This window comes from Fibrivirga algicola (genome assembly GCF_011742925.1).
In the GTDB taxonomy this organism is placed as follows: domain Bacteria; phylum Bacteroidota; class Bacteroidia; order Cytophagales; family Spirosomataceae; genus Fibrella; species Fibrella algicola.
In genome coordinates this window covers 69,183-88,825 of the sequence record NZ_WAEL01000010.1, presented here as the reverse complement: position 1 = coordinate 88,825, position 19,643 = coordinate 69,183, and the positions used below count along the sequence as shown (strand labels likewise).

General features: G+C 54.8%; 10 protein-coding genes. 7 read left to right on the top strand and 3 right to left on the bottom strand.

Features of this window, described 5'->3' with window-relative positions; translation table 11 throughout:
- The first annotated feature begins 6 nt into the window (after positions 1 to 6).
- From F7231_RS22985 to F7231_RS22955, 7 genes are all read left to right on the top strand, one after another.
- Positions 7 to 1,125 carry an MBL fold metallo-hydrolase gene (locus F7231_RS22985; protein WP_166693703.1) on the top strand — a complete coding sequence of 373 codons (1,119 nt, stop codon included), beginning with the start codon at positions 7 to 9 and terminating at the stop codon, positions 1,123 to 1,125.
- 96 nt (positions 1,126 to 1,221) lie between these two features.
- The gene (cysM, locus tag F7231_RS22980; protein ID WP_085412566.1) at positions 1,222 to 2,112 is read left to right on the top strand and encodes a cysteine synthase CysM; all 891 of its coding nucleotides are present in this window, start codon (positions 1,222 to 1,224) and stop codon (positions 2,110 to 2,112) included.
- Between the two features lie 34 nt (positions 2,113 to 2,146).
- A complete protein-coding gene (locus F7231_RS22975; RefSeq protein WP_229370271.1) occupies positions 2,147 to 3,121 on the top strand; it encodes a phosphatase domain-containing protein in 975 nt (324 codons plus the stop codon).
- Between the two features lie 115 nt (positions 3,122 to 3,236).
- Positions 3,237 to 5,555, top strand: a complete 2,319-nt coding sequence (locus F7231_RS22970) for a PAS domain-containing sensor histidine kinase (RefSeq protein ID WP_166693702.1) — start codon at positions 3,237 to 3,239, stop codon at positions 5,553 to 5,555.
- 111 nt (positions 5,556 to 5,666) lie between these two features.
- The gene (locus F7231_RS22965) at positions 5,667 to 7,433 is read left to right on the top strand and encodes an ABC transporter ATP-binding protein (RefSeq protein WP_166693808.1); all 1,767 of its coding nucleotides are present in this window, start codon (positions 5,667 to 5,669) and stop codon (positions 7,431 to 7,433) included.
- A gap of 89 nt (positions 7,434 to 7,522) precedes the next feature.
- The gene (locus F7231_RS22960) at positions 7,523 to 8,623 is read left to right on the top strand and encodes an acyltransferase family protein (RefSeq protein WP_166693701.1); all 1,101 of its coding nucleotides are present in this window, start codon (positions 7,523 to 7,525) and stop codon (positions 8,621 to 8,623) included.
- A gap of 142 nt (positions 8,624 to 8,765) precedes the next feature.
- The gene (locus tag F7231_RS22955; protein ID WP_166693700.1) at positions 8,766 to 10,706 is read left to right on the top strand and encodes a KUP/HAK/KT family potassium transporter; all 1,941 of its coding nucleotides are present in this window, start codon (positions 8,766 to 8,768) and stop codon (positions 10,704 to 10,706) included.
- A gap of 86 nt (positions 10,707 to 10,792) precedes the next feature.
- On the opposite strand, the gene F7231_RS22950 is transcribed toward F7231_RS22955, so the two are convergent.
- The 3 genes from F7231_RS22950 to sov form a co-directional block, all read right to left on the bottom strand.
- Entirely contained in the window at positions 10,793 to 11,245 is a 453-nt protein-coding gene (locus F7231_RS22950; protein ID WP_166693699.1) for a hypothetical protein, read from the bottom strand.
- A gap of 82 nt (positions 11,246 to 11,327) precedes the next feature.
- Positions 11,328 to 11,891: a hypothetical protein gene (locus F7231_RS22945; protein WP_166693698.1), complete on the bottom strand. Its 564-nt coding sequence runs from the start codon at positions 11,889 to 11,891 to the stop codon at positions 11,328 to 11,330.
- Between the two features lie 139 nt (positions 11,892 to 12,030).
- Positions 12,031 to 19,521 carry a T9SS outer membrane translocon Sov/SprA gene (sov, locus tag F7231_RS22940; protein WP_166693697.1) on the bottom strand — a complete coding sequence of 2,497 codons (7,491 nt, stop codon included), beginning with the start codon at positions 19,519 to 19,521 and terminating at the stop codon, positions 12,031 to 12,033.
- Between the last annotated feature and the right edge of the window lie 122 nt (positions 19,522 to 19,643).

The following is a 19,643-nucleotide window of genomic DNA, read 5'->3' as shown; positions in this document are numbered from 1 at the left end:
GCGGCCATGAAACGCCTGAAAAAAATGCTGATCTACGTCGTTCTTTTCCTTATTCTGGTGGCCGTCGGGGCCTTCATGTTCATACAAACAGCTCCCTTCGGGGCCAACGCCGCTGGGGAACGGCTGGCCCGCATCCGGCAATCGAAAAATTACCGTGACGGCTCGTTTCAAAACGTCGACCCTACCGACGTGATGCGCCGCGACGCCTCCTATACCACCTTATTGCTGGACAATTTCCGGAAGCCTGCCGATGTGGAGCCAACCGCCGAGCTGCCGTCTGTGCAGACCAACCTCAGTACGTTACCCAACACAGGTACGTCGCTGGTCTGGTTCGGGCATTCATCGTACCTCATCAAGTCAGAAGGCATCACGTTGCTCATCGACCCAGTGTTGAGTGGCTATGCGTCGCCGGTTTCTTTTTTTGGTAAGGCATTTCCGGGCAGTAATGTGTACACCGCTGCCATGATGCCGAAGATCGATGTGCTGGTGCTGACCCACGACCATTATGACCACCTCGACTACCAGACACTGGTGGCCCTGCGCGACCGGGTTACGCGGGTGGTGGCACCGCTGGGCGTCGGGGCGCACCTCGAACGCTGGGGCTACGACCCGACCCGCATTACCGAGCTCGACTGGACGGAGGACGTAACCATCAGCGAGGGGTTTTCGCTCACGGCCGTACCCGCCCGCCACTTTTCGGGGCGTGGTCTCCAGCGTGGTGGCTCACTCTGGAGCGCCTACGTGCTGGACATCAATACGGAGCGCATCTTTCTGGGGGGTGATTCAGGCTATGGTCCACACTTCAAAGCCATCGGTCAGCAATACGGCCCCTTCGATATCGCCATGCTCGAATGCGGGCAATATGGCCGCGACTGGCCCAGTATCCACATGTTTCCGAATGAGGTGGCCCAGGCGGCCCGTGACCTGCACACGAAAGTATTGCTGCCCGTACACTGGGCCAAATTCGCGCTGGCGTTCCACCCCTGGCGCGAGCCAATTCGTCAGCTAACCAAGGCTGTTACCCCTGCCGACTCATTTGCCCTGACCACGCCCCGCATCGGCGAACCGGTGATGCTGAAGCAGCCATTGCCCAACAGCCGCTGGTGGGAGGGAATTATCGATTAACCATTATCAGTTATCTATGCACAGTTGGCAACGGCTCCGCAGCGGAACGTACCTGAGCAACGTCGGCAACTGCTTATAGATAACTACTAATTGATCATGGCGACTCTTCTTGAACTGGTTGGCAACACGCCGCTTGTTGAACTCAACCGACTGAATACCAGCAAAAAAGCTAAATTATACGGTAAACTCGAAGGCAACAACCCTGGCGGCAGCGTGAAAGATCGTGCTGCCTACAGCATGATCCGGGGCTTTATTGACCGGGGCGACTGGCAACCCGGCATGAAGCTGATCGAGGCTACCAGCGGAAATACGGGCATTGCGCTCGCCATGATTGCCCGGCTCTTCGACATTGAGATTGAACTCGCCTTGCCCGCCAACTCCACCAAAGAACGGGTGCAGACGATGGAAGCCTTTGGGGCCAAAGTTACCCTGACCGAAACCATCGAGGCCGGGCGCGACTACGTAGAAGCAAAGGCGGCTACCGGCGAATTTTTGCTGGTGAACCAGTTTGCCAACCCCGACAATTACCTGGCCCACTACCGCACTACCGGCCCCGAAATCTGGCGCGATACCGCCGGTACTATCACCCATTTTGTAGCGTCGATGGGTACCACCGGTACCATCATGGGTACGTCGCGTTTTCTTAAAGAGCAAAACGAGGCCGTGCAGATCATTGGCTGTCAGCCCACCGACGGCTCGTCGATTCCCGGTATCCGGAAATGGCCGACGGAGTATCTGCCTAAGATTTTTGATCCAAAGCGCGTTGACCGGACGATGGAAGTGTCGCAGGAACAGGCCACGCAGATGACCCGCGAACTGGCCCGGGTTGAAGGCGTTTTTGCCGGTATGAGCAGCGGCGGCGGGGTACATGCGGCCCTCCGCCTAATTGACGAACTGGAAGCTGCCGGCCAGGCCGACGGGGCCGTGATCGTGTGCATCATCTGCGACCGGGGCGATCGGTATCTCTCATCCGGCCTGTTCGAATAGCCTAATGGTGCGCGCATTCGGCGAATTTGAACCGATGCGCGTACTACAAAATCCGCACGGTCCGCCGTTGCGGTACCATACCATGCAACACGTACTTATCCTGATCGGGATTAGCGGCAGCGGTAAGTCGACGTTTGCCCGGCAATTTGTGCAGGACAACCCAACGTACCTGCGCCTGAACCGCGATGATCTGCGGCGAACCCTGATTTCGGTGCCCTTAAAGGAGTACTGGACGTGGGATGACGCCGCCAAAAGCCGGATCGAAGAAATTGTAACGGCCCAACTCGATGCGGCCGTGCGGGCGGCGATCCAGGGCGGCTGGAACTGCGTAATCGACAATACCCACCTGCGTCTCCGGTCGATCAACGAGATGCTGGCCCTGATCGAAAGCCAGGCTACCCGTCAGCGCCCTATTGAAGTGACGTTTCGGCTGATCGACGTGCCGCCCGACACGGCCATTGAGCGGGATCAGCTTCGGCCCGATGGCGTGGGAGCGATGGCTATCCGGGTTCAATACAACCGCCTCAGTAAGCTTAAACGGCAATTCAACGTTTGGCATACACGGCATTTCCCGGGTACCTCACTAATGCGCTGCATTTTAGTTGATATCGACGGTACAGTAGCCAAGATCCATAACCGGTCACCGTTCGACTGGGCCAACGTGGATCGCGACCTGCCGAACGTACCTGTGTTGAACGTAGTACGGGCCATGCGGGCGGCAGGTTACGCTGTCATCTTTATGTCGGGTCGCGACACGGCAGCCCGCGTGTCGACCATTGCCTGGCTACAGCGCCATCTGGGCTGGATTGAGCACACTGACTATAACCTATTTATGCGCGCCAGTAACGACAACCGAAAGGATGCTGTGGTCAAGCGCGAGTTGTATGATACGCACATCCGCGATCAGTACACCGTAGAGTTGGTGCTCGACGACCGCGATCAGGTAGTTTCAATATGGCGACGCGACCTCGGCCTTACTTGCTTACAGGTTGACTACGGGAATTTTTGATTCGTATATATACGTACCTGTCAGCCCGGTATCGCCTGAGCTGTTTTAAATGATTGAGGGTAAATCTGTATATTTACGGTTGCTCAACGCTTTAGCGGTACGCTTTACCAACATTATGAATCCATTGGCCCCGTTGCCATCGGACCTACCTACCGGGTCTATTTCTTCATCGCAAGCGCTTGTACAAAGTGCGCTGGATGCATCATTGAACGGCATGGTGGCTTACGAAGCCGTTCGGGAGAGCGATACTGACGCCATAACCGACCTGCGACTGGTGTTGATTAATCGGGTAGCCGCCGCCGACGCTCAGCTCACGGTGAGCGCAATGGTAGGCAAGAACCTGAAAAAAGATTTACCCAGTCTGGCTGCTTCGCCACTTTATAACCGGGTAGTTCAAGTACTCACCACCGGGTTGCCCGAGCGCTTTACCTTCGTTTTAAAGACGCCTCTTTTTGAAGAAGGGCGGCACTTCGACACGCAGATAAATCGGATCGCTGACCTGGCGGTGGTTTCGTATAACGACATAACAGCGCGGTTCCAGGCAGAACAAACGAGTCAGCAACGAACAGATAGCCTTCATTTTGTTACCGATAACTCACTAACGGCCATTGCCTTGTACTCCATCGTGCGTGATCCGGACTCCAATGCCGCCGTCGATTTGCGGTACGAGCTCATCAACCGCATGGCCGAACGGATGGTGGGGCGCACGGCCGATCAGCTCGTTGGTAAAACGATTCGCGAGGCATTCCCCGGTATCGAACACACACCGATCTGGTTGGCGTATATGCGACTGGCAGAAACGGGTGAGGTGTTGCGGTTCCACAATCATTACACGCAACACAACTTCGACCTTTGGTATGAAGTACAGGGCGTGCGTGAGAACGACCAGATTGTGCTGTCGTTTCTGGACATTACTGAGCTAAAGCAGGCCCAGGAACGAATAGAGCGGCAGAATCACGAGTTCAGGCAGGTGCTTGACAATGCCCTCACCGCGATTTCGCACTTCACCTGCGTTCGGGAGGAAAAACCCGATGGCCGCCCCGGCAAAATCATCGACTTCGTGTATCAATCGTTCAACCACGCAGCCGAACAGTTTACCGGTAAGCGGGCGCAGGACGTAATTGGTAACCGGCTGTTGACCGTCTTTCCCGAACACCGGACCAATGGCTTCTTCAACCGCTGGGTGAACCTCGTAGAAACGCAGGGGTCGGCCCGTTTCCAGCACAAGCGTAGCAATGCCAATGTGTGGTTTGATCTGCAGGCGGTGGCGCAGGAAGATGGGTTCATCCTGTCGTACATCGACATCACGGCCATTAAACAGGCCGAACTGGAACAGCAGCGACAAACCGAGTTAACCAGCAGCCTACTGGCTGCCGCGCCGGTCATGTTTACCCACTTTGCGCAGGTGTGTGACGAACAGGGGCAGCTCATCGACTTCGAGGTCCTGCAGGCCAATCAGACAGCCGCCGACTCGTTGAATTACCCCCTAAGCGAGCTGATCGGCAAACGGTTGACCAGTATCACGCCGACAATTAAGAACGGGCCAATTTTTGCCGAATACGCCAAGGTCGTTGCTACCGGCGTGCCCACACAGTTTGAGCGGCAGCATGGTGATAAGTGGTTTCACATATCGGTAGTAAAGCTGGGGGACGGTTTCATCACGTGTTCGGTCGATGTCACCGAAAGCAGGCTATACCGCCAGCAACTCGAAGCCTTGAATCAGGAACTGACCCGATCCAACGACAGCCTGCAACAGTTCGCTTATGTAGCTAGTCACGACTTACAGGAGCCCCTGCGCAAAATTCAGGCATTCGGCGACTTACTGGATGAGCATTATGGACCTCAGTTAGGCGAGTTTGGGCATGATGCCATTTCCCGCATGCAGTCGGCCGCCACTCGTATGTCGATGTTGATTACCGATTTACTGACCTACTCGCGCATCAGCACCAACCGGCAGCCTTTCCAGCCTGTTGACCTTGACGAACTGCTTACCAACGTGCTGAGCGATCTGGAAGTACGTATCGGCGAAACCAACGCCACTATCAAACGTACCCAGCTACCTACAGTTGCCGGTGACCCGACCCAGCTACGCCAGCTATTTCAAAATCTGATCAGCAACTCTCTGAAGTTTCAACCCACCTCAAACGACGGCGTGCAGCATCACCCCCATGTTGATGTGGACTGCCACCAGCAACTCATCAACGGTCGAATGTGGTACGACATTTCTATCCGTGACAACGGCATCGGTTTTGAAGAAAAGTACGTCGACCGCATTTTTCAGGTGTTTCAACGCCTGCATAATAAGCAGTCGTATGCCGGTACGGGGGTCGGTCTGGCCATTTGCAAGCGCGTAATCGACAGTCATGGAGGTACCTTGACGGCCAAAAGTGAACCGGGTAAAGGGGCTACGTTTCAGATTCACTTGCCGGGCTAGCGGGGTACGTCAGCCAACACTTACCTAATTGCCGGAGTTACTCAGACAGACCGTGCTGATTTTCCTGTTGGGTAACAGCACTTTCAGGTCTTGTCAACTCACCTCCTGCCTGTGCCCATTCTCTGGAAATACCTGTACCCCTACCGCTGGCTTGCCGCGCTGGCACTTTTACTGGCAGGTGTAGCCCAGATTCTTGCCTTGGTAGACCCGATCATCTTCGGAAAACTCATTGACGAGTACGCGACCAATCCCGGCCAGAAAACTGAATCAGACAAAGTGCGGGGTGCGCTCTGGCTGCTGGCCCTGGCGATGGGCGTGGCGGTGCTATCGAACATCACGAAAGCGTTTCAGGAGTACTTCACCCGAATGGTGGTGCAGAAATTTGGCATCGACATTTTCAACGATGGGCTGAAGCAAACGCTGCGGCTCTCCTATCAGGAATTTGGCGATCAGAGCAGTGGCGCCACATTGTCGATTCTCCAAAAAGTGCGTACCGATACCGAACGGTTCGTCAATTCGTTTGTCAATGTGCTGTTTTCGTCGGTCGTGGGCATGGGTTTCCTCATCTGGTACGCCGTTACGAAACACTGGGCGCTGGTGCCGGTTTTTCTGATCGGCGTGCTGCTGCTGGGCGGACTAACGGGCTTGCTGAGTAAGCAAATCAAGACGACACAACGGTCGATCAACCGCGAAACGGCATTACTGGCCGGGGTAATCACGGAGTCGCTGCGGAATGTAGAGCTCATCAAAAGTCTGGGATTGACCTTCTCCGAAATTCGTCGGCTCCGGGTGCAGACAGGCAAGATTTTTGAACTTGAAATGGCCAAGGTCAAGCGGGTACGTTTACTGTCGTTCTGGCAAAGTACAACGCTTAATATCCTGAAACAGTCAGTGCTGTTTACACTACTCTGGCTCATTTTCCGGAATGTCCTAAGCACGGGCGAACTGATCTCGATGCAGTTTATTTCTGTGGCCATCTTCAATCCTCTTCAGGAACTGGGCAACATTATTCTGGCCTACCGCGAGGCCGAAGCAGGACTGAACAGCTTTGCCAAGCTCATGGACAAATCCATCGAGCGCAACCCGGAATCGCCCGTCGAGGTTGGCCCGATTGAAAAGCTACGTTTTCAGGAGGTGGTCTTCCGGCACAAAGGTGCGGGACAGAACGCCATCGACGGGGTATCCTTCGAGGCATCGCTGGGTGATACAATCGCCTTCGTTGGCCCATCGGGATCGGGCAAATCAACGATGGTGAAACTACTGGTGGGCTTATACCGGCCTGTTGGCGGCGAAATCTACTACAACGACATCTCCACGCAGGATCTGCGCTTCAACCCCATGAGGCGGCAGATCGGCTTTGTGACGCAGGATACCCACCTTTTTGCCGGCACCATCCGCGAGAATCTCTTATTTGTGAAACCCGACGCAACGGAGGCCGAACTGTATGACGCCCTGCATAAAGCGGCCTGCGATACGTTGATAGCCCGGTCGGAAAAAGGCATCGATACGCCGATTGGAGAGGGGGGCATAAAAATGTCGGGCGGCGAGAAACAGCGTGTGTCGATTGCCCGTGCCCTGGTGCGCCGTCCGCGCCTGCTCATCTTCGACGAAGCGACCTCAGCCCTTGATTCGCTGACCGAAGAAGAAATTACGGACACCGTCCGGAGCGTATCGGCCCTCAACGAGCAGATCACGATTCTGATCGCCCACCGCCTGTCGACGATCCTGCACGCCAATACCATTTTCGTACTTGAAAAAGGCAAGATCGTTGAAACAGGCAGCCACGCCGAATTAGTCGCGCAGAAGGGGCTTTACTATGCCATGTGGCGGCAGCAGATCGGTGAACGCCGAGCAACCGACGTAACGCCTGTCGGTTGACACTGCGTCCGGGAAACCTGTACTTTTACGCCTCTACGTCTGTGCCGCTCCGCCAGTCAAATGGACCTCTGCGTCTAGCCACCTATTGAATGGAAGCATTACCCACGCAACCACCTGCCAATCGTTATAGTGAACTTGACCTGCTTCGCTTTCTGGCGGCATTCTCAGTATTGCTGTTTCATTTCACCTTTCGCGGCTACGCGGCCGACCACTTCAGCCCGGTCCGGTATGCAGGGCTGGAGTCTGTTACGAAATATGGGTATTTAGGCGTCGAATTATTTTTCATCATCAGTGGGTACGTGGTGTTGCTTTCCGCTTATTCAAAAACGGCGCGCGACTTTGTGCTGTCACGGATTGTCCGGCTTTATCCGGCGTTTTGGGTTGCCTGCACCGCTACGTTCCTTGTCGTCTATTTCTTCGGTCCGGCAAAAAACAGCATAGGCTGGTCAGTGTACCTGGACGTCAGTCCCCGTCAGTATGTGGTGAACATGACCATGTTTCATGAATTCCTGCATGTCCAATCCATCGACGGGATTTACTGGACGTTGACCTACGAGCTACGGTTTTACCTGATCATTTTTCTGGTGCTGCTGTTCGGTTTACAGCGCCACCTCCCCCTGCTGCTGGTGGGATGGGTAGCTTACGCCGCCCTTTCGCTCGTTTACAAGCTCCCCCTCAGCAGCTACCTGATGCCTGATTACGGTCCTCTGTTCATAAGCGGCATGTGCTTTCTATTACTTCAGAAGCAGCTCGCCAACCGGTGGTTGCTGTATGGGTTGCTACTTGTCTGCTGGGGATTAACCCTGCAGACGGAGTTCAGCAATGCGCAACACCACCATAGTACGTATTACCAGACAGCCTTTTCATTATCCGTTATTGGCAGCGTAGTTAGCCTGTTTTATGGCTTGTTCTGGCTGATCAGTACCCGCCGGGTTGCCCTCCGGCAACGGCCATGGTTGTATTGGGCGGGGGCTTTAACGTACCCACTTTATCTGGTTCACCATAACATTGGCTATATCCTCTTCCAACGGATCAACAACGCGCTGCCCCCCTACCTGCTACTCGCGCTGATAACGCTGTTTATGGTCGGACTAGCCTACGGGCTACATGTACTCATAGAGAAACCGGGTAGTGCGCTATTAAACGCCCAGCTAGCCCGATTCGGGCGCCGCACGAGGGCGGTGGTGTAAGGGGCGGCAACATGGTTTTAACTGACTTATAATTAATACTGACTTTAAATTAAGCCTCGACTCGTGGCTATGAAGCCCAGCCAGCCTTACCTTTGTGTTTCACTAAGCCCCTATGGTTGTTAATCAGGTTAGGGGCTTTTGTATGGAACATAAGAAACAGTTAGATACCGTTACAGCGGCGGGCCTCTTGGTAGCCCTGGGTATAATTTACGGTGATATTGGCACCTCACCGCTCTACACCTTACGCGCCATCATCGGCGACAGCGTAGTTAACGCCGAAGTTATCCGGGGAGCACTCTCCTGCGTTTTCTGGACATTGACTCTCCAAACATCGGTCAAATATGTGATCCTGATTCTGCGGGCCGACAACCGGGGCGAGGGCGGCATTTTTGCTCTCTACGCCCTTATTCGACGGCATGGTCCCTGGCTGGCTATTCCGGCCATTCTGGGTGGAAGCGCCCTCCTGGCGGATGGCATCATTACGCCCCCTATATCCGTATCATCGGCTATTGAAGGGCTGCAGCTCCTGTACCCCGATATCCCGACGGTACCGATCGTAATCGGCATCTTGACGCTCCTGTTTCTGGTGCAGGGGTTTGGTACCAGTGCCGTTGGTACCGCCTTCGGCCCCATCATGCTCGTCTGGTTCACGATGCTGGCCGTACTGGGCCTTGGCCAACTGGTACATGCCCCCGGCATTCTATCAGCGCTTAACCCCTATTATGCCTACTGGCTGCTCTATCAGTATCCGGGCGGCTTCTGGTTGCTGGGCTCCGTGTTTCTGTGTACAACGGGTGCCGAGGCCCTATACTCCGATATGGGTCACTGCGGCCGGGGCAACATTCGGGTAAGCTGGGTGTTTGTGAAAATCTGTCTGCTGATCAACTACTTCGGTCAGGGTGCCTGGCTATTAAGTATTGAAGGACAGACGCTGAACAAACGCATTCCCTTTTATGAGTTGATGCCCGACTGGTTTGTCACGATCGGTGTGGGCATTGCTACCGCCGCCACCGTTATTGCCAGTCAGGCGCTGATTACAGGCTCATTCACCCTGATCAGCGAAGCTATTCGGCTTAACTTCTGGCCCCGGGTTCGGCTGCGTTACCCCACGGCCCACAAAGGGCAACTCTACGTACCCAGCATTAATCTGCTCTTGTGGGGTGGCTGCGTGGGTGTCGTGCTCTACTTCCGGGAGTCGGCCAATATGGAAGCGGCCTATGGCTTGGCCATCACGCTCACCATGCTGATGACGACGCTGCTGATGACCTACTACCTCTACGTAAAACGATATGCGGCCTGGGGCGTTGTGCTGTTTCTGACCGTTTATCTGGCTATTGAGGGCGCCTTTCTGGTGGCTAACCTAGTTAAGTTCCCACACGGTGGCTGGGTATCGGTACTTATTGCCCTGGCCTTAGCCAGCGTCATGTATGTCTGGTTACGGGCCTTCAAGATCAAACTCCGCCTCACCGAATACGTGCGCATCGATCATTACCTAGAGTCGATCAAGGAGTTGAGCCGTGATATCTCGATGCCTAAATACGCCACGCACCTGGTGTTTATGAGCAATGCCGCGCGGCAGTCAGAGATTGAGTCGAAGATTATCTATTCCATCTTTCAGAAACGGCCGAAACGCGCCGATATCTACTGGTTTGTGCATATTGAGGTGACCGACGACCCGTACACGATGGAGTATAAAGTGAATACCATTGCTACCGACGATTGCTACAAAGTGACGTTTCGGCTCGGCTTCCGCGTGGGGCAGCGGGTGAACCTCTTCTTCCGGAAAGTGATCGAAGACATGGTTCGCAACAAAGAGGTGGACATCACCAGTCGCTACGAGTCGTTGAACCGGCAGAATGTTATTGGCGACTTCCGCTTTGTGGTGCTGGAAAAATTCCTCTCCTTCGAGAACAAACTTCCCTTTGGCGAGCGGCTAACGATGAACACCTATTTCTTCATCAAACGCTTCACAACACCCGAAGACCGGTGGTTTGGTCTGGACAGCAGCTCGGTGAAGGTCGAAAAAGTACCGCTGGTACTACGCCCCATCGAGAACATCAACCTGAAACGGATTCCATCCTGAAACTGGTTGTCGGGCCGAATCCCCAAGAGTTGGCCCGATAACCAGTTTCAGCCGGGTAGCTGCTAAAGATTATCGGTCAATCCTGATTACTGGCTCACGGCGCTGAAAAAGTAGACGCTCCGGTGTAGCGAATCGATCAGCGCGTAGGCCGACTCCGACTTGGTTTCCTTCATCAGCTTATAGCGCCCCGGCACCGTGCCGAACTGAATGTCGGAGTTCTGGCAACAGCCCTCCTGCTTCATCACCGCCAGCAAATTGGGCTGCCCCGCGCCCCGGTTCGACACGTACCCGGCAGCTTCGGCCTGCCTGAGCAACGCCCGCACCTGCTGATGGCTCACCGACAGTTCGCCACACGTGACTCCCCCACCAATCGGCACCGACCGATCATTTCGGAAGCTGACCACCACCGCATCGGCGGGGATAGCGAGGCCCGTCAATTGCTCAGCGATAGCCAGCGGCGACGAAGACCGTAGCCACACCCACCGACCCGCCAGGAAGAGCCCGGCCAACACAAACAAGAGCAGTATACCTCTTTTCATGGCAGCAAGGTAATTGATTTACAGGATAGCAAATCGCTCACCATGTAGCTCAGTTGGGACATGCCTGGACATTGATGTTCATTTATGAAATACTCATTCGGTCTTCTCTTACAAATTGCCAGCGACCATTTACCCATCGAATTTGCACGAGCAATTCTACATAACCAGTGCCTGTTTGTTGGATGATGTACATGCCCCGACGGTTTTTTGCATCAACAATGACCTGCGACACCTGTAGATAACCCACATCCTTAACGGAATCCATTCTCCTGCTAAGCAGCTGATCAACAACATCATACTGAAGCCGTTTTGAGATATCACCACTTGTTCCTGCTGGCAATAGTTCTCGGGCAGCCAGCGTTCTTAGGTACATCAAAAGTGGGTATGACAACGAATCTGTAATTCGTCTTGCAAAATCGTGGCTAGAAAACCAGTCAATCTCACCCGGTATTGTTAATGACACAATAAAAACCCTGTAAGGTTTACTATCGGTTTCCCTCTCAAAAACCCGTGGCCAACAGCTAGGGACACAACTATCAGCCAAGACCGGAGCCGTTTGCTTTATGACCGTAAAGCTGCTGTCGACAGATAGAATCTGTACGCGCTGCTCTTCACCCTTATCACAAGAAAGCAGGGCGAAAAACATAAAAATGCCTGATATATACCGAATCATCCGTATTGCTTTGGCTGGCGAAAGGCACCTTATTCGAACGACGAGTCCTCTTTTATTTAGTAGTTACGCCATATCTTGGAGATATAGCGTAACTACTAACTAAAACGCCCCCTTACTCCGCCAGATTGAAACGTACCTGCACACCGCCCGAGGTGGTGGCCCGGATGAAGCTGTTGCTCACCAACGGGTCATTAAACGTGCGGTCGAAGTAGAAATTCACGTTCAGGCGGCGGTTCACCACATAACTGAGCTGGGGACGTACCTGGAAATTGACGTTACCCGCCGTAATGATCTGCTCAGCTTCGAGTTTGCGCTGAATGGTGCGGGTGTCGCGCAGGGTCAGGGCGCAGTTGAAGGTCAGGTCGTTTTTCAGGCGCTTAATGGCCCCATTCACACGGAAGGGTAACCGCACGTTTTGCTTGGTGAAGCCCAGCGAAGCCGTTACGTCTTTGGTGTTCACCTCCGCTACCTGTGCGTTGGTCAGGTTCAGGGCCGCATCGCGCGAGCGGTTGTATTCCAGCGAGCCGCTCAACCGGTTTTTCGTCTGAAACCGAATCCCGATGAATGGGCCAAAGCGCTCGCTCATGCTCATAGTGCTCATCACGAAAATCGGGATAAACTGACCGTTTTCGTTTAGCTGCCGGGCAATGTTGTAATCGTTTACCGCCAGGTTCACGAACTGCGCCTCGTAGCTCAACGACGAAACGAAGTTACCGACGCTATAGGTCGAGGTGTAGCGATGCACGAGGTTAAACGACGTAAACACCTTGCTAAAGGGCTTCACTTTGTTCAGACCGCTGTAGTTCAGATCCCAGTTCGGGAACGGCAGGTTGTAAAACGGCGAGTACTTCACCGACCACGGATTCGAGCCGCTGTAAGCCGCGAAGAATGCCGGAATCAGCACGTCCTGCGAGTTCTTGTTGTAGCCGTTCGGGTTATCGCGGGCAACGGGGTTATCGGCGTTCAGGCGTTGTTGCAGGATATCACGATAGGCCTCGAACTTGTCGAAAATCGGCGATGTGTTATCCACCCGCAGGCGCTCGAACGTGGTGCCGAATGAGAAGTACGACATGCTGTAGCTGCCATTCCGGATGGGTGCCTGACTGCTAAAACCCGCCCCCGAAATAGCCGGCCGGTAAAACTCCTGGTAGTTGTCTGACCGGTTGTAGTTGGCCGTTACGTTGATCCGGAAATCGCGGAAAGGCTCAAGCGTAGTGCTGGCCAGGAAGCGCTTGGTAACTGCCTGCGTAAAGGGCGCGTTCTGCACTGTACTCGGCGACAGCCAGCCCGCCCGCGCAGCTCGTCGGGCAATGTCGCCATTCTGATCGCCCAGCACAAACGGTAGCCCCGGCGCGCCAAAATTGTCAAGCCCGAACAGGCCGGGCGTTGGCAGGAAGCCCGGCAAAATGGTATTTTCCTGTACGTTATACGACACGTTGATGCCGCGCACGGTCATTAACGCCCGCACAAAGCTCTTCAGCAGTTGATTGCCGCCGGGGTTGATCTCCTGGATACTACCGGGGTTCCGGGCAAAATTCAGGCGGGGCGGCGAAGGCGTGTTGGCCCAGCGGAGCGTGCGAATCTTGTTGTAGAGCAGCACCAGATCGACCCGGCCCACAATGCCCACCTCGCGGTTGTTGCGGATCGTGTTACCGAACGGCACAAACAGCGAATCTTTGATCCCGAACGAGTTGGCCGTGAACTGATAGCCAATGTTGTAGGTCAGGTCGCCCTGCACCCAGTTCACGATCGGAAACTTGTCGAACGGAATCCGGTAGGTCGTTTTGATCTCCTGCTGGTAGTTCTTCATCCGCCCCAGATTCTGCAGGCTGCGCCAGATCGAATCGCGTTGGTACGGCGTGTTGATCTCGCCATACGGTTCATCGATAATGGCGTTGGCGGCAGCCCGGTATGACACAACCAGGTTCTTGGTCAGGTTCCAGGTGAGGTCGTAATAGCGGTTGAAGAAAAAGTATTTCTCGAACTGCGGCGAAATACCGTTGGTGCTCAGGTCGGCGTTGCGGAGCTGCGTTTTGATGTAGCTGCGGTCAATGTCGGCGCGGATCGACACGATCGTTGGCAGCAGTGTCAGGTTAAAATCTTTCAGCCAGTACAGGTATTTGCGTTCCAGACCAGGTACGTTCCGGAACGGCTCGAACGGCTTGGGCTGGCTGGTGAAATTATACGTGATGCCCCCCCGGTACTGCTCCTGAATATACTCACCCGTCAGGATGTTGGAGCGTCGGATGTCGTTGAAGGCGTAGTTGAATCCGAAGTTTTCAATATCCCAGAAATGCGCTTTCCCGTTCGGATCGACCCGAATTTTGCGCACGTTCGAGAAGTTGATACCCCGGCGCGTGGTCATGTCCTGCACCAGCCGCCGGTACTCCGACGGGCTGATCGGGTTTCCTTCGGGCAGACTGGCAATCGACTTTTCCAACGGCATATCGGGATCAAGCGGGTCGAATTGCGGCGTGGCCAAACGGGAGTCGTAGTTGGCGTAGAACGGAATTTTCAAACCCCACTTCTCCGGCAAAAACTTGTCAAGCGAAAGCGCGGCAGTCAGGCCAAACTCCGTCGCTTCTTCGCGGGTACGTTCCGTTGGCTTGGTCTGTACACCCCCAAAACCAAAGCTTGAATATCGTCCCGATGCCGTAATGGTAGCCAGATCGGCCAGGCGCAGATTCAACGCTCCGATAGCCGCCCGACCCGATTGCTGGTTGATACCCGTAGCCCGCAGTTCATCCACCCAAATGGTAAAGGTCTTCGACTGCTCATCGGACGATTTGGGGTTACGTACCCCGATCATGATGCTCTGCACCGAACTCAGATCAGGGTTACCCACAATGGTCAGGTTATACCGCTGATTGGCTGAGGGCTGCGTGAATGGCAGGCCCGTTCGGCGAGACAGTTGCTTGTTTCGTGCCGCTTTCAGGTCAGTCAGTTCACTAAACGCCAGATCAAGTTCATTCTGCGACGGCCAGATCTCGTCGACGGTGACCGGGCCGCGGCGCGTTGATTTCAAGCCCGGAATTTCAATTTCGTAGTAGTTCTCGGTGTAGTCAGTACCGATCCGCAGAAACGCGCCTACCTGTCCATCTTCATCCTGCGGGTTGTGCATGTGAATGAACATGTTCAGCCGGTCGCGGTTCACGAAGTCGAAATTCGTATTGCGAAACGCCCCGCGCGAATCACCATCGCGCAGGTTAGTCACGCTCAGCGCCATCGACTGCTCATTGAGCTGTACGTTGTTGTTCGGTTGCGTATAGTCGACATCACGGATGAAGCCGGGCGGTACGTCGTACACATACTTTTCGGCCGACACCTGGTTGTTTTCTTCCACGTTTACCGCCGACACCTTAAACTGAGCATCATAAGGCTCAGGTACGTCCTGCAATCCGCGCTGCGTGAGGTCACCAGCGTAGCGACGATACTGGTTGGCTTCCATCTGCAACTGGGCAAAGCGAAGCACCACCGGCTGCGCAAAATCGGTCAGGTACATCCGGAAGAACCGGATCGACTTGAAGCCGTTGATGTTACCGACCTTGTTCGTAAAATTCCGCACCGGAATTCGGAACAGGTACCAATCGACGCCCTCGGCGTTTACTTTATCAATGATGTAGCCATTGCCGACTGCCAGCCGGCCGGGCCGCAGATCGATGCTGTAGTCGTAGTAGGCTTCCTGCTCGTTGATGGTATTGTCCGAATTCAAATCCTCAATATCGGGCAAAATCGACGAGGCAGGCGAGGTGAAGTTGTTCAGGTCGTTGGCCGTTTCGGGCGAGTTGCCTTCCATGCCCATAAACGATTTGTACCGCGCCACCACGTACCTGGCCGAGTCGGCCTGGGCCCCCAGGTAATACCGGAAATCGTCATTCGAGGGGTCGCTCTCGATTTGCCGCAGGGCCTCCTGATTAGTCACCCGCGCCCGCACGGCATCCAGATACGGCTTGAACTTGGCTTGCTCTTCGTTGTTGTTCAGGCCATCGAGACCGATATCCTGCTTTTGCCGGGCCCCTTCCTGATTGGTAAAGGCATTGGTCACAAACTGCTGCGTAGGTGCTTTCCCCCAAGGGGTGTCGGCCAGCCGCCCACCTAGCCGCGAGTTGGTGGTATCGATGGGAATACCATTCTCGAAGTTGAACCGGCCGTCTTTGATCACATCCTCCGACACGTCGCCGAGGTTGAAGTGCAGAATGCCGCCCGTCGAGTTCGGGAAGTTCTGTGAGTTATCGGGATTGCCGCGCACCTTCCCATTTTCGCCCTGCACAAAGGGGTCCATCATCCAGAAAACGATGTTCTCGATGTTGGCGTTGTCGAAATCGTTGTCTGACGAGACGGCCCGCGTTACAGCCCCAAAATTCTGGCGGGGATTAGGCAGTGTTCCGTCATTGTTCAGGTTCGGGTTGTAGTTGTAAATCCCCCGTTCGCTGGGGAAATAAGCAACATCGAGGATATTCTCCGGCTGCTGAATCTGTCGGGGTGACCGGCCGGGAAACAGCACGTTGGGCAGAAAGTACCGCTCATATACATTCGACAGGTCGTTCTGGGTGAGGTTACTACCCACGCCACCCGTTGCGTCGGGCAGGTACAGAGTCTGGTCTACACTATATACCGATGTGCGGGCGCGGCGGTATCCATACTCCAGCACATTGCCTGCGCTGCCCTGCGGAAACTCCTGCGGGGTAGAGCCTATGCGCCAGCGTGTGGGTTGCCGGGTCAGATCGAAAATGGTGCGGGTGGCCTCGAAGTCGTCGATGAAGGCATTGTTGTTGGCGCGAGGCGATACACCCGGAATAAACTCGGCGACTTCGCCGGTAAATTGCACCGCCGACAGTTCCTTGGTTTGAATGAATGGCAGGCGGTCGAGGAAGCGGGTGAGCCCCGGCGAATCTTTGCGCAGGTTTATATCGAAGCCGAGCATGGTGTTGTTCACCGGCTCATTGCCAATAGCTACCCGCGTCAGGAAGCCCGACGGCGTTTCGCGCATGTTCATGGCCGTCATTCCGACGTTGATCTCGGGCGTCAGTCGGTAATCGAGTCGGGCACCCACCAGCGTGCGAATCTGATTCTGGAACAAGTCAGGCGTTTCGAAGCTGATGCGAATTTCGCGACCCGAATTCGAGATACTCTCGTTCAGGATCCGTACCCGCTGCCCTTCTACCACGTAATCCTGCCCCGCCACCAGCGGCACACCACCCGCCGATACCTGTACTGACTGTTCCTTTACGCCATAGGGCAAATCGATGCCCTGCCCCTGTCCCGATTGAAAACTACCGCGAATAAAGAACTTGTTTTTAACGGCAATTTGCTGCGCATCGGCCAGCGTAGTGCGGTACAGTTCTTCAAAGACGTATTTCGACTCGAAGATGGGGTCTTGCAGTTTATTCCGCAGGAATGGCCCAAACGGCTCCAGCACCGGGAAAATGATTTTTCCGTTCCGGCTGTCGACGGTGATGCCTTCGATATAGTCAAAGTTACCATCGGGCTGCGGGTCTAGCTGCGCGTTCAGCTTATCGACTTCGAAGACCTGCACCAGCGGAATGTTGGCTAGTTTACTATCCTGTAAATTAGGATTATCAATACCCGATACGTCGTCTTTATACACGATCCGCATCTGGAAACCCTGCCGTGACAGTGCCGTTGTATTCAGCGAATACACGTTCTTCATCATCAGATTCCACATCGGATTCTGTAAGTTATTGCGAATCGTGGTCGATTTCAACAACTTCAGGTACAGCACCTTATCCTCCCCCTGACTTTGGTAGTCTTCGGTAAGTTCACCCACCTGATACCGTCGACCCTGATAGGTATATTCATAAGAAACGGCCAGTACTTCGTCATTCCGAAGCGGTGTAATCAGCGAGATATAGCCAAGCTGCGGTTCAAATCGGTACTCGCGGTCGGTGAGGCGTTTGGCCCCCCGCAGCATATCGTAGTCGGTGCCGCGCTGCAGGCCAAAGGTACCTGTGAGCACATCGGGCGTCTGGTCGGCATTCCGCAGCGGGGCCGATGCTTTCAGCCGGGCAAAGAGCGTGTTGGCCGCGTTGTCGGCGGGCGAGCCGGGCGCAACGGCCGTCTGTATATTTGGGTTACCCCGGTTAAACGGCGCAGGCTCGGCCAGGTCTGAGAAGCCCACCACGTTCCGAAGTTGGTCGGTGGTGTTGGTGCGGTTGGTGACGTACACTTCCAGACGCGTCACCGTTACCCCCGACGTAATGTTGGGCAGGCTCTTGAGTGACCGCTCATAGTTGCTCCGAAAAAATTGCGACAGAAAGAAGTGGCGGTTCTCGTCGTACTGGTCAGCGCGAATCTCGAAGGGCCGGTTGAGCGTACCACCCCGCAGCACAATCTCCTGTTTTTTCGACCGCTGCTGCGACAGGACCGTCGTGGCGTTCAGCTTACCAAACCGCGTTTGCAGTTTCAGACCAAACAGGTTTTGCACCCCCGGAATCAGTTGGCTGTTCAGGTTCCAGGTCAGGTTACCCACCTCGACATTTTGCAGAATACTCTCGTTCTGCGGCGTGAAAGGCAATTGCGGGTTACTCAGCCGGCTACCAAAGGCAGGTAGGTTCGGCAGGCCCGGCACCTGCGGCAAGTTGGGTAGGCCATTGGCACCCAGGCCCGGGATAAGGCCTTGTGGCCGGTAGTTTACTTTCAGCGCGTTCTCGAAATTAAAGCTGGCTTTAGTATCGAAGTTGGCCAACACGCCCAGCCGTTCTCCGATCTGACCGTTGAAGTTGATGCTGATCTGCTCGTTGAAAATCAGGTTACCCTGTCGCCGCAGCCGAACCGGAACGGCGGGGTTATCGATGAACTGATGCAGATAACCCAGATCGAGCGTGACGAAGCCGTTGGGTTTAAAATCGATGTTGTTGCCTCCAAAAATTCGGTCAAAAACGGGCGGCACTTCCAGTTTGGGAATCAAACCACGCCCGCTAACGGCACTTTGCCCATCGCGGCGGGCCGAGTTTTCGCGAAACAGACGGTCTTCGATCCGCTCATTCTGCAAGCGGTTGTACTCCGAATAAGGCACATTTTCGCCGGGCCGGTAGATCAATCCGTTGCTGCGAGGGGCGCCAGTCTGACTGACAGGGCCCGCCACCGCCGGTGCCGACGTACCCAGCGTGCTGGCTCCCGGCGCAGTAATTACGCTCGGGTTTACCACCGACGGAGTCGCCACACCTGGCCGGGGCGTGATGCGTTCGGTGACCGTTACTGTACGGTCTGGCAACATCCTGAAATCGGTGTTCAGCGACCTGGGGTCACGGAGTAAATACGGTGAGCGGGGGTTCCGGTCCGAGAAGCGGGTAGCGTAGCGGTCTGTCCACCGTACTGAGGGGCGGCGCGACGCGTTTTTCACGGCCCGCAAACTGTCCAAACGTTCCTGAGCAATGGCTTTGATCGAGTCGGCCGTTGCTTTGGCTGCTTCAGCCGCCGCCTTTATTTGTTCGGGTGTACGTTGCGTTGCTGGCGTTGTCCGTCCACGACGGGCTGGTGTTTGAGCACGAACGCCCGTTGCACACACCAGTACAAGGGTAACTGTGAGCAACAGGTACGTACCCCTCTGGCCCGTAAGAATAGACCGTATACTATGCAGCATTGAGCAGATAAAAGAGGTTCGATTGGCGTATCACTTCACCATATACTGGTGTAAGATCAAAAAAATAAACAACCCGACAATTCAGGACGTTAACACAACGGCTAAAACCGGGCCAATCGTAT

Coding starts and splice junctions, on each gene's coding strand:
- F7231_RS22955 (WP_166693700.1), top strand. CDS start 8,766: ATGGAACATAAGAAACAGTTAGATACCGTTACAGCGGCGGGCCTCTTG.
- F7231_RS22950 (WP_166693699.1), bottom strand. CDS start 11,245: ATGAAAAGAGGTATACTGCTCTTGTTTGTGTTGGCCGGGCTCTTCCTG.
- F7231_RS22975 (WP_229370271.1), top strand. CDS start 2,147: ATGCGCGTACTACAAAATCCGCACGGTCCGCCGTTGCGGTACCATACC.
- F7231_RS22985 (WP_166693703.1), top strand. CDS start 7: ATGAAACGCCTGAAAAAAATGCTGATCTACGTCGTTCTTTTCCTTATT.
- F7231_RS22960 (WP_166693701.1), top strand. CDS start 7,523: ATGGAAGCATTACCCACGCAACCACCTGCCAATCGTTATAGTGAACTT.
- cysM (WP_085412566.1), top strand. CDS start 1,222: ATGGCGACTCTTCTTGAACTGGTTGGCAACACGCCGCTTGTTGAACTC.
- sov (WP_166693697.1), bottom strand. CDS start 19,521: ATGCTGCATAGTATACGGTCTATTCTTACGGGCCAGAGGGGTACGTAC.
- F7231_RS22945 (WP_166693698.1), bottom strand. CDS start 11,891: ATGTTTTTCGCCCTGCTTTCTTGTGATAAGGGTGAAGAGCAGCGCGTA.
- F7231_RS22970 (WP_166693702.1), top strand. CDS start 3,237: ATGAATCCATTGGCCCCGTTGCCATCGGACCTACCTACCGGGTCTATT.